This is a genomic window from Streptomyces sp. CNP082, assembly GCF_059570535.1.
The window spans coordinates 57,967-71,308 of the sequence record NZ_JCANSZ010000023.1; the positions used below are offsets into that span (position 1 = coordinate 57,967).

At 73.0% G+C, this 13,342-nt stretch carries 12 protein-coding genes and 1 pseudogene; 8 read left to right on the forward strand and 5 right to left on the reverse strand.

Annotation, left to right across the window (positions count from 1 at the left end):
* Window positions 1–85: 85 nt before the first annotated feature.
* Window positions 86–754: an MOSC domain-containing protein gene (locus B124_RS19460; protein WP_496504147.1), complete on the reverse strand. Its 669-nt coding sequence runs from the start codon at window positions 752–754 to the stop codon at window positions 86–88.
* A gap of 87 nt (window positions 755–841) precedes the next feature.
* On the opposite strand from B124_RS19460, the pseudogene B124_RS19465 reads away from it, so the two are divergent.
* Window positions 842–1,837: pseudogene (locus B124_RS19465) on the forward strand (LysR family transcriptional regulator); the annotation flags it as partial.
* Window positions 1,838–2,104: 267 nt separating this feature from the next.
* Here B124_RS19465 and B124_RS19470 read toward each other — a convergent pair.
* On the reverse strand, window positions 2,105–2,452 hold the full coding sequence (locus B124_RS19470; protein ID WP_496504148.1) for a WhiB family transcriptional regulator: 348 nt from the start codon (window positions 2,450–2,452) through the stop codon (window positions 2,105–2,107).
* 413 nt (window positions 2,453–2,865) lie between these two features.
* On the opposite strand from B124_RS19470, the gene B124_RS19475 reads away from it, so the two are divergent.
* The 6 genes from B124_RS19475 (at window position 2,866) to B124_RS19500 (ending at window position 8,549) form a co-directional block, all read left to right on the forward strand.
* Window positions 2,866–3,477: a response regulator transcription factor gene (locus B124_RS19475; protein WP_026276081.1), complete on the forward strand. Its 612-nt coding sequence runs from the start codon at window positions 2,866–2,868 to the stop codon at window positions 3,475–3,477.
* A gap of 301 nt (window positions 3,478–3,778) precedes the next feature.
* A complete protein-coding gene (locus tag B124_RS19480) occupies window positions 3,779–4,381 on the forward strand; it encodes a sigma-70 family RNA polymerase sigma factor (protein ID WP_496504149.1) in 603 nt (200 codons plus the stop codon).
* A 237-nt stretch (window positions 4,382–4,618) separates the two neighbouring features.
* Complete coding sequence (gene guaB / locus B124_RS19485) at window positions 4,619–6,124, forward strand: IMP dehydrogenase (protein ID WP_496504150.1); 1,506 nt, start codon at window positions 4,619–4,621, stop codon at window positions 6,122–6,124.
* A gap of 29 nt (window positions 6,125–6,153) precedes the next feature.
* A complete protein-coding gene (locus B124_RS19490) occupies window positions 6,154–6,420 on the forward strand; it encodes a hypothetical protein (protein WP_496504151.1) in 267 nt (88 codons plus the stop codon).
* 81 nt (window positions 6,421–6,501) lie between these two features.
* On the forward strand, window positions 6,502–7,617 hold the full coding sequence (locus B124_RS19495) for a GuaB3 family IMP dehydrogenase-related protein (protein ID WP_496504152.1): 1,116 nt from the start codon (window positions 6,502–6,504) through the stop codon (window positions 7,615–7,617).
* Window positions 7,618–8,138: 521 nt separating this feature from the next.
* Window positions 8,139–8,549 (forward strand): hypothetical protein, encoded by a 411-nt coding sequence (locus B124_RS19500; protein ID WP_496504186.1) that lies wholly within the window; start codon window positions 8,139–8,141, stop codon window positions 8,547–8,549.
* A gap of 137 nt (window positions 8,550–8,686) precedes the next feature.
* On the opposite strand, the gene B124_RS19505 is transcribed toward B124_RS19500, so the two are convergent.
* The 3 genes from B124_RS19505 to B124_RS19515 all read right to left on the reverse strand — a co-directional run bounded on the left by B124_RS19505 (window position 8,687) and on the right by B124_RS19515 (window position 11,181).
* Window positions 8,687–9,211, reverse strand: a complete 525-nt coding sequence (locus B124_RS19505; protein ID WP_496504153.1) for a hypothetical protein — start codon at window positions 9,209–9,211, stop codon at window positions 8,687–8,689.
* A gap of 117 nt (window positions 9,212–9,328) precedes the next feature.
* The gene (locus B124_RS19510; RefSeq protein ID WP_496504154.1) at window positions 9,329–9,781 is read right to left on the reverse strand and encodes a hypothetical protein; all 453 of its coding nucleotides are present in this window, start codon (window positions 9,779–9,781) and stop codon (window positions 9,329–9,331) included.
* A gap of 122 nt (window positions 9,782–9,903) precedes the next feature.
* Window positions 9,904–11,181, reverse strand: coding sequence for a nucleotide sugar dehydrogenase (locus B124_RS19515; protein WP_496504155.1), 1,278 nt, complete (start codon window positions 11,179–11,181; stop codon window positions 9,904–9,906).
* Window positions 11,182–11,412: 231 nt separating this feature from the next.
* On the opposite strand from B124_RS19515, the gene B124_RS19520 reads away from it, so the two are divergent.
* Window positions 11,413–13,119, forward strand: coding sequence for a glycerol-3-phosphate dehydrogenase/oxidase (locus tag B124_RS19520; RefSeq protein WP_496504156.1), 1,707 nt, complete (start codon window positions 11,413–11,415; stop codon window positions 13,117–13,119).
* The last annotated feature ends 223 nt before the right edge of the window (window positions 13,120–13,342 follow it).

Below are 13,342 nucleotides of genomic sequence, written 5' to 3' on the forward strand. Positions count from 1 at the left end.
GGCGTCCGGCAGGCCGCCGCTCCCGAAGCCCCTCCGGCGCGCCGCGCCGCCGGCCCCCGCCCCCCGGCCCCGCAGAGCCGTGTCCTCAGGACGCGCGGGCCGCCGCCTTGCGGGCCTTCGCCACGGACTCCGGGTGCAGCGCGTCTCCGGCCGCGAGGAGCCGGGGCAGCAGCTCCCGCTCCAGGGTGTTCGCGCGGAACCAGAAGGCGGCCGTCACCTCGTGGTCCGGGCGGTGCTCGATGCGGATCGCGTCCCCGGCCCGTATCTCGCCCGGCTCGATCACCCGCAGGTACGCGCCCGGCCGGGCCGCCTGCGTGAAGCGCTTGACCCAGCCCTGCTCGCCGAGCCAGCCGGCGAACGTGCGGCAGGGGATGCGCGAGCTGGTGACCTGCAGCAGCAGGTCGGGGCCGATCCGCCAGCGCTCGCCGATGCGCGCGCCGCAGACGTCGACGCCGGAGGTGGTCAGGTTCTCCCCGAAGACGCCGTTCGGCAGCTCGCGGCCGAGTTCGGCGCCCCAGACGTCGAGGTCTTCGCGCGCGAACGCGTACACCGCCTGGTACGTGCCTCCGTGGTGGCGCAGGTCGCCGATGACGTCGCCGGCGAGGGCGCTGCCGCCGGCGCCCTTGGGGCCGGGCTCCTCGACGCGCACCGGGCCGTCGGCCGGGCGCTTGTCGATGCCGGTGACGAAGCCGGGGGCGTCGGTGATGTCGGGGGCGGTCTGCGGGCGGGCGAGGTTCACGGAGAGCACCTGCATCCTTCGACGGTAACCGGCCGCTGTGACAACGCCCAACGACTTTCCGATCTTGGCCGGCGGGGCCCGGGACTCCCTTAGGGTGGAGCCATGTTCGACGCCCGCCACCTGCGCGTTCTCCGGGCCGTCGCCGCGACCGGCTCGTTCTCCGCCGCCGCCCGCGAACTCGGCCTGACCCAGCCCGCCGTCAGCCAGCAGATGAAGGCGCTGGAGCAGACGGCCGCGACGCCGCTGCTCGTCCGCGCCGGCCGTGAGCTGCGGCTCACCGAGGCCGGGGAGGCGCTCGTGCGGCGCGCCGGCGGCATCCTCGCGGGGCTGGCCGCGGCGGAGGACGAGGTCGCGGCGCTCGCGGGGCTGCGGGCGGGGCGGGTGCGGCTGGTGTCGTTCCCGAGCGGGAGCTCCACGATCGTGCCGGGCGCGCTGGCGGCGATGCGGGCGGCGCACCCGGGGACGCGGATCTCGCTGGTGGACGCGGAGCCGCCGCGGTCGGTGGAGATGCTGCGGGAGGGCGAGTGCGAGATCGCGCTGGCGTTCCACTACCCGCCGGCGGGTACGGGCGGTACGGACGACGCGGCGTACGAAGCGCCGGCCGGCGGCGGTGACAGTGCCGGGGCCGGGACCGGGCGGGTGGGGCCGGACGCCGGAACCACCGGCGGTCCGGGCGACGGCTGGGAGGGGCTCGTCGTACGGCCGCTCCTCGCGGACCGGTTGGTGTGCCTGGTGCCGGAGGGTCATCCCGCCGCCGCGGCGGGCCGGGTCGAGCTGGCGGAGCTGGCAGAGGAGCCCGTGATCGCGGGCTGCCCGCGGTGCCGCCGGCACCTGGTGGCGCTCTGCGAACGGGCCGGCTTCGCGCCCCGTATCGACTTCGCGACGGACGACTACCCCGCCGTCGTCGGCCTCGTGCGCGCCGGGCTGGGGGTCGCGGTGCTGCCCGGGCTCGCGGTCTGCGCGGTGCCGCCGCGGGGAGTCGTGACCGTGCCGCTGACCCCGGAGGCGCGGCGGGAGGTGGTCGCGCTGACGCTGGCAGACCTGGCCCGGGTGCCGGCGGTGGGGGCGATGCTCGACTGCCTGGTGACGGCGGCCAGGGACACGAAGGACGTGCCGGGCACGCAGAAAGCCCAGAGCGCGCGGGGCACGCAGGAAACCGCGGACGCCCAGGAAGCCCAGGAAGCCGAGGACACCCAGGGCGCGCGGGACATGCAGGACATGCAGGCGGCCCAGGGCGGGCATGGCGCGGCGGCCGGGGAGTCAGCGGGCTCGTAGCGCACGGGCTCTTCTGCGCACCGCAGCCGCCAAACCTCCGCGCCCCACCGGATCCCCGAAGTCCCGGCGCCCTCCGCCCGGCGCCGCGCCTCAGTTGTGCGGCGGTGGCCCGGGCGCCGACGCCGGCGCCGGAGACGTGGTCCCCGCGGCCGGCGTCCGGTGCCGGGCGCGCCCCAGCAACTCCTCGCGCTCGTCCTCCGTCAGCCCGCCCCACACGCCGTACGGCTCACGAACCGCCAGCGCGTGCGCCGCGCACTCCGCGCGCACCGGGCAGCGCATGCAGACCTCTTTGGCGGATGCTTCCCGTGCGCTCCGGGCGGCGCCCCGCTCCCCTTCCGGGTGAAAGAACAGCGAGCTGTCGACACCGCGGCACGCTGCGATGAGCTGCCAGTCCCACAGATCGGCGTTCGGGCCCGGAAGGCGGGAGAAATCAGCCATTTTGTATCACCTTGGAAGCGCCATGGAAGACCCTTAACGGTCGTGACACTACCTCTCCGGGCTTACCGGATGTAAATAGTACTCATAGGGAAAATAGAAAATAGCTGATCAGAGATGAGCGAATTGGTGCATTCAGGTCATGGCGCGGCGCGGCGTATCGACTCCTTCTCGGTAACCGGTTCCTCACGTAGGGTGGCGACGTGTGTGGCCCCGGTCCCGTGGCGACAGCCGTTGCAACAGGTGCCAGGAGCCCCCGTAACTCTTTCGGGTGACCGTCGTTGAGAGTGCGGAAGCGGTTGACTGCGGGCGTGATTCGTCCCGGGTGCGCCCGACGCACGGTCGACCGCCGAAGGTGACGATACGTACCAGCCCTGGAGGCTCAAGGTGACGCGCATCAGCTCCGGAGGGCGGCCATGACTTCCGTCCTCGTCTGCGACGACTCCCCACTCGCCCGAGAGGCGCTGCGCCGTGCGGTTGCGACCGTGCCCGGCGTCGAGCGCGTGACGACGGCGGCTAACGGCGAGGAAGTGCTCCGCCGATGGGGCGCCGATCGTTCGGACCTGATCCTGATGGACGTACGGATGCCCGGCCTCGGCGGCGTCGAGACCGTGCGCCGGCTGCTCTCCGCCGACCCGGGGGCGCGGATCATCATGCTGACCGTGGCCGAGGACCTCGACGGCGTGGCCCTCGCGGTCGCCGCCGGCGCCCGCGGCTATCTGCACAAGGACGCCTCCCGCGCCGAACTGCGGGCCACCGTCACGCAGGCGCTCGCCGACCCGACGTGGCGGCTCGCGCCCCGGCGGCTGCGCTCCACCGAGATGGGCGCCGCGCCGACGCTCACGGCGCGCGAGATCCAGGTGCTCGAAGGCATGAGCCACGGGCGGTCCAACGCCGAGATCGGCCGCGAGCTGTTCCTCTCCGAGGACACCGTGAAGACGCACGCGCGCAGGCTTTTCAAAAAGCTCGGCGCGTCCGACAGGGCGCACGCCGTTGCGCTCGGATTCCGCTGGGGTCTCGTACGCTGACCTGCCGCGCGTCCGCCGCGCCGGGGCCCCGTGCCCCGGGCCGGCACGCCCGCCCCGTACGCTGCGGCGGGCCCGCGGACGGGGGCCGCGGGCCACGGGGCGGCCCGGTTTCGCGCGCGAAGGCGCATGCTTGAGGCATGGGTTCTCCGGAACGACGCGCATCGGGCACAGCGGAATCCCGCACGGGGGCAGCGAAGGGAGGGCGCGTGTGGTGACTGTCCGCGCAGTTGCGCATAACGCTTCGGTCTACAACGACGGCCGCGACACAGCGGAACGTCCGGGGGCGAGGCACCATGGACGGATGCGCGGCAACGAGACCACTGTTTCCCAGACGGCCGAAAGGCCGGTCGAGATAAGGGGACTCGTCCGGCTCGCGGCCGAGGGGGACGAGCGCGCGACGCACGACCTGCTGGCCCACGTGCACCCCCTGGCGCTCCGCTATGTTCGCACGCGGCTGCACCGGTTGCCCGGCGACGCACGGCACTTCGTCGACGACGTCGCGCAGGAGGTCTGCATCGGCGTGCTCTGCGCGCTCCCGCGCTACCGCGACACCGGCCGCCCCTTCGAGGCGTTCGTCTTCGCCATCGCCGCGCACAAGGTCGCGGACCTCCAGCGCGCCGCGATGCGCGGCCCCGGCTCCACCGCCGTGCCGTCCGACGAGATGCCCGAGCGGCCGGACGACTCGCTGGGGCCCGAGGAGCGGGCGCTGCTGAGCAGCGACGCGGAGTGGGCGAAGCAGCTCCTGGCGAACCTGCCGGCGAACCAGCGGGAGCTGCTGCTCCTGCGGGTGGCGGTGGGCTTCAGCGCGGAGGAGACGGGGCGGATGCTCGGGATGACGCCGGGCGCGGTGCGGGTGGCGCAGCACCGGGCGCTGAGCAGACTGCGGGCGCTGGCGCGGCAGTAGGCGCGGGCGCGCGGGGGCGTCGCGTGGCCCGTACGGCATCGGCGTCGGCGTGCACTGCACGCGGTGCGCGGCGTACGACGTACAGCGTACGGAGAGCAGCCGCGACCCCCGGTCCTAAGGCCCTTCCAGCCGCGGACTTCGTACCTTCGTGCACCTGTCACCAGGCCCGTTACGGGACCGCTCGGCGCGCCGTTACCATGGTCAGTCCCATCGGGCAAGACCCACCGGAAGGGTGTCATGACAGAGCGCGCCGCAGACGTCCCGGACAAGTTCGCCACCATCGGGCTCACCTTTGATGACGTCCTGCTGCTGCCCGGCGCCGCCGACATGGCCCCCGGCGACATCGACACCGCCAGCCACGTGTCGCGGAACGTCAAGGTGAACATCCCGCTGCTCTCCGCCGCCATGGACCGGGTCACCGAGTCCCGGATGGCCATCGCGATGGCTCGCCAGGGCGGCGTCGGCGTGCTGCACCGCAACCTCTCCATCGAGGACCAGGCCAAGAAGGTCGACCAGGTCAAGCGCTCCGAGTCCGGCATGGTCGCCGACCCGATCACCATCCACCCCGACGCCACCCTCGCCGAGGCGGACGCGCTCTGCGGCCGGTTCCGGATCAGCGGCGTGCCGGTGACGGACGAGGGCGGCACGCTCGTCGGCATCGTCACCAACCGCGACATGGCCTTCGAGCCCGACCGCAGCGTCGAGGTGCGCTCGATCATGACGCCGATGCCGCTGGTCACCGGCCATGTCGGGATCTCCGGCGCGGAGGCGATGGAGCTGCTGCGCCGGCACAAGATCGAGAAGCTGCCGCTGGTCGACGACCGGAACGTGCTTAAGGGCCTCATCACGGTCAAGGACTTCGTGAAGGCCGAGAAGTACCCGAACGCCGCCAAGGACAGCGAGGGCCGGCTGCTCGTCGGCGCGGCCGTCGGCGTCGCGGGCGACGCGTACGAGCGGGCGCAGGCGCTCGTCGAGGCGGGCGCCGACTTCATCGTCGTGGACACCGCGCACGGCCACTCGCGGCTCGTCGCCGACATGGCCGCGAAGATCAAGTCGAACGCGGCGGTCGACGTTGTCGCCGGCAACGTCGCCACCCGCGACGCCGCCCAGGCGCTGGTCGACGCGGGCGTCGACGGCATCAAGGTCGGCGTGGGACCGGGCTCCATCTGCACCACCCGGGTGGTCGCCGGCGTCGGCGTCCCGCAGGTCACCGCGATCTACGAGGCCGCGCTCGCGGCCCGGGAGGCGGGCGTGCCGGTCATCGGCGACGGCGGCCTGCAGTACAGCGGCGACATCGCCAAGGCGCTGGTCGCCGGCGCGGACACCGTGATGCTCGGCAGCCTGCTGGCGGGCTGCGAGGAGTCGCCGGGGGAGCTGCTGTTCATCAACGGCAAGCAGTTCAAGTCGTACCGCGGGATGGGCTCGCTGGGCGCGATGCAGTCGCGCGGCGGCAGCAAGTCGTACTCCAAGGACCGCTACTTCCAGGAAGAGGTCGAGAGCGACGAGCAGCTCATCGCTGAGGGCATCGAGGGCCAGGTCCCGTACCGCGGCCCCCTCGCCTCCGTCGTGCACCAGCTCATCGGCGGGCTGAAGCAGTCGATGTTCTACGTCGGCGGGCGCACCGTCCCGGAGATGAAGGACCACGGCCGGTTCGTCCGCATCACCTCCGCGGGCCTGAAGGAGAGCCACCCGCACGACATCCAGATGACGACCGAGGCCCCGAACTACTCCGCGCGGCGCTAGGCTGAGCGGGGGGTCACCAGGGAGTGCCAATGCTCTATTCCGTGAAGTACTCCGAGGAGGCGGCCCGCATCCGGGACGGCCTGCCGACAGATCGCCGGGAGCTGCTTGAGCGCGGCCTCGCCGTGCTCGCCACGGATCCCCGGCCCAAGGTGTCGGTCGCCATCTCCGGCGACGAGTCGACGCGCTCGCTGGCCATAACGCCCAACATCGCCATCGAGTACGTCGTCAGCGACGGACTTGTGCTGGTGCTCGTCGTGCACGTGGTGGACTTCACTCAGGTGCTCTTGGAGGAGTGACGCAGCCCGGTCCACGGCGGCTGTCGGGGATACTGGGGCGGCAACCGTCTGGCGCCGTAGTTCGTGGGAGAGGCAGCATCCGTGACTGAGATCGAGATCGGCCGGGGCAAGCGCGGGCGCATGGCGTACGCCTTCGACGACATCGCCATCGTGCCGAGCCGGCGTACCCGGGACCCGAAGGAGGTCTCGATCGCCTGGCAGATCGACGCCTACCGGTTCGAGCTGCCCTTCCTGGCCGCCCCGATGGACTCCGTCGTCTCCCCGGAGGCGGCCATAAGGATCGGGCGTCTCGGCGGCCTCGGGGTGCTCAACCTCGAAGGGCTGTGGACCCGTTACGAGGACCCGGAGCCGCTGCTCGCCGAGATCGCCGGTCTTGACGAGCACGACGCGACGCGGCGCATGCAGCAGATCTACGACGAGCCGATCAAGGAGGAGCTGATCGGCCGGCGGCTGGCGGAGGTCCGCGAGTCGGGCGTGGTCACGGCGGCGGCGCTGTCGCCGCAGCGTACGGCGCAGTTCTCCAAGGCGGTCGTGGACGCGGGGGTGGACATCTTCGTCATCCGCGGCACGACGGTCTCCGCCGAGCACGTCTCGTCGGCGGCCGAGCCGCTGAACCTCAAGCAGTTCATCTACGAGCTGGACGTGCCGGTCATCGTCGGCGGCTGCGCGACGTACACGGCGGCGCTGCACCTGATGCGTACGGGCGCGGCGGGCGTGCTCGTCGGCTTCGGCGGCGGCGCGGCGCACACCACGCGCAACGTGCTGGGCATCCAGGTGCCGATGGCGACGGCGGTGGCCGACGTGGCGGCGGCCCGCCGGGACTACATGGACGAGTCCGGCGGTCGCTACGTGCACGTGATCGCGGACGGCGGCGTCGGCTGGTCCGGCGACCTGCCGAAGGCGGTGGCGTGCGGGGCGGACGCGGTGATGATGGGCTCGCCGCTGGCCCGCGCGACGGACGCGCCGGGGCGGGGGCACCACTGGGGCATGGAGGCGGTCCACGAGGACGTGCCGCGCGGGAAGGTGATGAACCTGGGCGCGGTGGGCACGACGGAGGAGGTCCTGCTGGGCCCGTCGCACACGCCGGACGGCTCGATGAACTTCTTCGGCGCCCTGCGCCGGGCGATGGCGACGACGGGGTACTCGGAGCTGAAGGAGTTCCAGCGCGTCGAGGTGACGGTGGCCCGCTCCCGCTGAGGACCGCCGGGGCCGAGACACCGATTCGCCGGTACGCCGCCAGCACCGCCGCCGAGGTGCACCGCCCCGGCCCCGACAGGAGGGCAGTCCCGCGGGGCCAGGGGGTGCGCTCACGGACCGTCCCAGGGCGGTCCTGGCTCTTCCGGTCCTCGTACGTCCCGGGTCGCGCCGCTTCTCGCATCGGTGAACTCCTCTGCGGGCGCGGGCGGTCCGGGTGCCCGCACTGCTTAACCCCCGCCGCCGCGGGACCGCAAGCCGGCGGACAATCACGCCAAGTCGGATTCATCTCACTGGTGTTGTTCTGTGGCGCCTCGCGTGCCGGCCGGTAAGGAGTTGCCGGAACCGGCAGGTTGGGGGTTTGTCCAGACCTGGGTGGTGACACCTCGTGTGGGAAGTGTCACGCCCCGGAGGTGTGACGTTTCAGCGGGGTCCCGGCGCTGTCCATGTGAAGGCCGCAACCGGCGAGCATGGAGGGGTTTTCCGTGGAGCGTGCGAGCGATGTGTTACCCGAAGCGGCCGGGATGAGCCGGTACGTGGAGGACGTGGTGGCCGAATGGCTGCGGGGCCCGCGGCGGTTGCCGCTGGACTACTCCGTGGAGAGCCTCAGGCTGGCGGACCGGATCGTGGCCGGGATACGCGCCGGGCGGGGGGCCGACGAGCGGGCCGTGGCGCAGGCGCTGCGGGGGGTGGGGGCGTACGTCGGCGAGGTCATGGTCCGGGCCGGCGGCGGGCGGTGGGTCGACCTCGACGGGCTGCAGCGCGACTACTTCGAGCAGCCCGTCGGCGTACGGATGCCGGACGGGCGGGTGTGGAACCCCCTCGGGCGCGCCCAGCGGCGCTACGACCGCGGGAAGAGCGGCCGTGAGTCGCTGTACGTCTTCTACCTGCTGCTGCACGGGCGTATGGGAGGGCTGTCTCCCCGGCGGTCGTGAGGCGTCGGCGCGTACCCCTGGAACTCCTCCTCCGGTCCTGCTGCGGTGGGGCCACGACGGGGGCCGGGCCCCGCGCTTCACGCGCGGGGCCCGGCCCCTGTTGCTGTGCTGTGCTTGCTGCGGTGCTGCGCCGGGCGTCAGCGGTTGGCGAGCTTCGACGCGGTGCCGAAGGCCGCGATGGGGGCCAGGGCCATGAAGAACCAGGTCACGGCGCCCATCTCCTCCCGCCAGCCCTTGAACATGTCACCGAAGTGGTCGGTGAGGATCTCGGTCGCGGAGCCGAGCTGGCCATCCGACAGCTCGCTGAGGATCATGGCGTACCCGTACATCTCGCCCATGAAGACGGCGATGATGGCGAGGACGGCGCCGGCGATCCAGAGGCCGACGTTCCGGCCGCCGAGCTTGCCGATCGCCGCGCCGATGAGCGCGCCGACCAAGAGCGAGGCGTAGCTGATCTTCGTGACCTCGCCGGTCTGCTCGTCGAACAGCGACTTGAGGATGAAGGCGTAGATCGCCGTCGCCACGATCGCCGCGACGATGGCGACGCCGATGGCGAGGGCGGGGTTGCCGGTGCTGGCCGGCGGCTGGGCGTGCGACGGCGGCACGAAGGGCTGCTGGCCCGGGGCGCCGGGGCCTGGCTGCTGCTGATACGGCTGGGACATGAGTACTTCCCCCCGGAAGTATGAGGTTGCCGTGCCCGGGGACAGTTGGTGTGGTGGGCGCGGTCAGTGGGACAACCAGCGGCACGCTAGCAGTTGATCGGGGACCGACAACAAGTCCTAGGGGGACTCGTGACGCGACTGCGACATGTTGTTGCGAACCTCGGACACTCGCTGGCTGACCAGGAACGCCTCTGCCGCGGCCACCAGGAAGAACGTCATGTCGTTCTTCCCCAGTACGTCGCTGCGCCAGAAGTCGTAGGCCGCGCCCGCGTCCGCCGTGCCGAGGTGCACGGCGGTCGCCGTGAGCTGCGTGAGGAGGACGCCGAAGAGCGCCACGGGGATCGCCAGGAGGGCCGAGCCGCGGGTCCGCTCGCCCGCGCGGCCCACGGCGGCGCCGACGAGGAGGCCGAGGGCCAGCGCCCAGTAGCCGAGTTCCAGGCCGCGTTCGCCCACCAGGCCCTGCGTCACGCCCAGGACCAGCGCTCCCGCCACGGTGGCGGCGGCACCGACGGCGAGCGTCTGCAGCAGCCGGGGGCGGCTGTCGGCCGTGGTCATCACCGCATCACCCATACGGCCGAACGGTAGCAGTTCAGCCGGTGAGCCCCCGGTTGCGGCACCCCGGGAGGCGGCTGATCCGGGGCGCGCCGGGGTGCCGCTGCCGTCCGGTTCCGCGGCCCGTCGGGGACCCGCCGTCACAGCCGGTGTGCCGCCCCCGTCGGCGCCGCCCCCCGGGTGTCCAGGAGGAGCTGTGCCTTGACCGCCAGCGCCTGCAGGTCGTACGTCCGGTGCGGCTGCAGCAGCACCGTCAGGTCCGCGTCCGCCGCCGCGTCGTACAGCGCCCCCGCCCGCGGCACCGGCCGGCCCAGTACCTGCCACGCCGTGATGTACGGGTCGTGGAACCCCACCCGCGCCCCCAGCTCCGTCAGCCGGGCCGCGACGTCGCCGGCCGGGGTGCGCTCCAGGTCGGCGACGTCCGGTTCGTACGTGATGCCGAGGAGCAGCACGCGGGCGCCGCGGGCCGACTTGCCGTGCTCGTTGAGGAGCTGGGCGCAGCGCTGGACGACGTACCGCGGCATCCGGCCGTTGACCTCGCGGGCGAGGTCCACCATCCGCAGCGGGTGGTCGAAGCCGGGGGCGGTCCTGCCGCCCGGATGGGGTACGGGGACGGGGACGCGGCCCGGGTCGACGGGGACGCCGTGGCCGCCGACGCCGGGGCCGGGGCGGAAGCCGTGGGCGGTGCCGAAGGGGCGGGTCTCGGCGCAGCGGACGACGTCCCACAGGTCGATGCCCCGGTCGTGGCAGAACCAGGTCAGCTCGTTGACGACCGCGGCGTTCACGTGCCGTACGTTGCCCTCCAGCAGCCGCACCGTCTCCGCCTCGCGCGGCCCCCGGGCCCGTACGACCCGCTCCGCGAACCGCCCGTAGAACGCCACCGCCGCCTCCGTGCAGGCCGGGGTCAGCCCGCCGACGACCTTCGGCGCGGGGGAGGTGTCGGCCGGGTCGAGGGGGCCGGGGGAGTACGCCAGGTGGAAGTCGCGCCCCGCCTGCAGCCCGGAGCCCTGCTGCAGGAGGGGCCGCAGGAGGTCCTCGGTGCTCCCGGGGTACGCGGCGGACTCCAGCAGCACGGTGGTGCGGGGCTTGAGGTGCCGCGCCAGCTCGCGCGCCGCGTCCACGACCGGGCCGAGGTCGAGCGCGCCGTCCGCGGCGAGCGGGGTGGGCACGCAGATGACGGCGGTACGGACGCCGCCGAGGTCGGCGGGGTCCGCGGAGGGGCGGAAACCGGTGGTCAGGAGCCTGCGTACCTCGGCGGCCGTCAGCGAGCCGCCGACCGGCGGGCGGCCCGCGGCGAGGGCGACGACGGCGCGCGGGTCGGGGTCGTATCCGACGACGGAGAAGCCGGCCGCCGCCGTGGCGCGGGCGAGCGGGAGGCCGTGGTGGCCGAGTCCGATGACGGCGACGTCTGCGGGCATGGCTGCGGGGAGTTCCTTCCCGACGGTCCGGGCCGGGAGCCCGGGGCAGATAGGGGGGCTTGTCAGGCTACGGGCATATATGACTGTTATTCAGTATTGGGTGCTTCGGGCGCCTGTGGTGTGGCGCGCCCTGTCGTGTGGCGGGCACGGTGGCTGTACGGCCCGGGTGCGGACAGAATCGGACGTGGGCACGTGGACTGCCGCAGCGGGGCGACAGGACAGGAGGCATCCGTGAAGACAGCGGTACTGGGGCCGGCCGAGCGCGGCGCGGCTCTTGCACAGATGGCCGAGCACGAACTCGACCTGCTGGTCGTCGGCGCCGGCGTGGTCGGCGCGGGCACGGCGCTGGACGCGGCCACCCGAGGGCTGGCCACCGGTCTTGTCGAGGCGCGGGACTGGGCGTCGGGCACGTCGAGCCGGTCGAGCAAGCTCATCCACGGCGGGCTGCGCTATCTGGAGATGCTGGACTTCGCGCTCGTCCGCGAGGCGCTCAAGGAACGCGGGCTGCTCACCGAGCGCCTGGCGCCGCACCTGGTCAAGCCGGTGCCGTTCCTCTACCCCCTCAAGCACCGCGCCTGGGAGCGGGCGTACGCGGGCTCCGGCGTGCTGCTGTACGACGCCATGTCCGTCTCCCGCGAGCACGGCCGCGGCATGCCCTCGCACCGCCACCTCTCCCGCTCACACGCGCTGCGCGTCGCGCCGTGTCTGCGCAAGGACGCGCTCGTGGGCGCGTTGCAGTACTACGACGCGCAGGTCGACGACGCACGCTACGTCGCCACGCTCGTCCGCACCGCCGCGCAGTACGGGGCGCACGTCGCCAACCGCGCGCGGGTCGTGGGCTTCCTGCGCGAGGGCGAGCGCGTCGTCGGCGCGCGGGTGCACGACCTGGAGCAGGGCGGGGAGTTCGAGGTGCGGGCGCGGCAGGTCGTCAACGCCACCGGGGTGTGGACGGACGAGACACAGGCGATGGTCGGTGAGCGCGGGCAGTTCCACGTACGGGCGTCGAAGGGCATCCACCTCGTCGTACCGAAGGACCGCATCCACTCCACCACCGGCCTCATCCTGCGCACCGAGAAGAGCGTGCTGTTCGTCATCCCCTGGGGCCGGCACTGGATCATCGGCACCACCGACACCGACTGGGACCTCGACAAGGCCCACCCGGCGGCGTCCACCGCCGACATCGACTACCTCCTGGAGCACGTCAACTCCGTGCTCGCGGTGCCGCTGACAAGAGACGACGTCGAAGGGGTGTACGCGGGCCTGCGTCCGCTGCTCGCCGGCGAGTCGGACGCGACCAGCAAGCTGTCGCGCGAGCACACCGTGGCGCACCCGGTGCCCGGGCTCGTCGTGGTCGCGGGCGGCAAGTACACGACGTACCGCGTGATGGCCAAGGACGCCGTGGACGAGGCCGTGCACGGGCTCGACCAGCGCGTCGGGCCGTGCGTCACGGAGGAGGTGCGCCTGCTGGGCGCGGAGGGGTACCAGGCGCTGTGGAACGCGCGGGCCCGCACGGCGGTGCGTACGGGGGTGCACGTCGCACGGGTCGAGCACCTGCTGAACCGGTACGGGGCGCTGGCCCAGGAGGTGCTGGAGCTGATCGAGCAGGACCCGTCGCTGGGCCAGCCGCTCACGGGCGCGGACGACTACCTGCGCGCGGAGGTCGTGTACGCGGCCTCCCACGAGGGCGCGCGCCACCTCGACGACGTGCTGACGCGGCGTACCCGGATCTCCATCGAGACCTTCGACCGCGGCACGCAGTGCGCCGCCGAGGCCGCCGAGTTGATGGCCCCGGTGCTGGGCTGGGACAGGGACCAGGTCGAGCGCGAGGTCGCGCACTACGAGAAGCGGGTCGAGGCGGAGCGTGAGTCGCAGCGGCAGCCGGACGACCAGACGGCGGACGCGGCGCGGCTGGGGGCACCGGAGATCGTGCCGCTGTGACCGTGCCCCCGGCGGCGGTGCGCGAGGGGTGCGCGCGGGAGCACGCGCGGGAGCGGCGGCATGCCTGTTGCAGGCGCATGGAAGCATGCGGCTCAACGGACTTGGGCGACGTGAACGCCGCAGACAGGGCCGGGTGCAGCGGAAGATCGATCAGGTCAAACGTCGCCCGGCGGGCAGGGGTGTCCGTGCGATAAGACACAATGGAGGTCCTGCCGGGGTGAAT